Genomic DNA, 367 nt, shown 5'->3' with positions numbered 1-367 from the left:
TCCGTGAAGGCCGTCTGAAAGTCTTTCTGCACATTGACGAAGTGATTAAAGTCATCCGCGAATCAGACGACCCGAAAGCCGATTTGATGGCGGCGTTCGGGCTGACCGAAATCCAAGCAGAAGACATTTTGGAAATCCGCCTGCGTCAGTTGGCGCGTTTGGAAGGGTTCAAACTCGAAAAAGAATTGAACGAATTGCGCGAAGAACAAGGCCGTCTGAATATCCTGTTGGGCGACGAAAACGAAAAACGCAAGTTGATTATCAAAGAGATGCAGGCGGACATGAAGCAGTTTGGCGATGCACGCCGCACGCTGGTGGAAGAAGCCGGACGTGCTGTGCTGACGCAGACCACCGCCGATGAGCCGAT

At 52.3% G+C, this 367-nt stretch carries 1 protein-coding gene; it reads left to right on the top strand.

Translation table 11 applies throughout. The features are described 5' to 3' along the window. Positions 1–367 (top strand): DNA gyrase subunit A (locus ACTHS3_RS17275; RefSeq protein ID WP_440368674.1); only part of this gene is annotated, 367 nt, incomplete at both ends.

The sequence above is a fragment of the Neisseria sp. P0009.S007 genome (assembly GCF_051962515.1).
The sequence above is the reverse complement of the archived record's forward strand: the minus strand, read 5'-3'. Positions and strand labels throughout refer to the sequence as shown.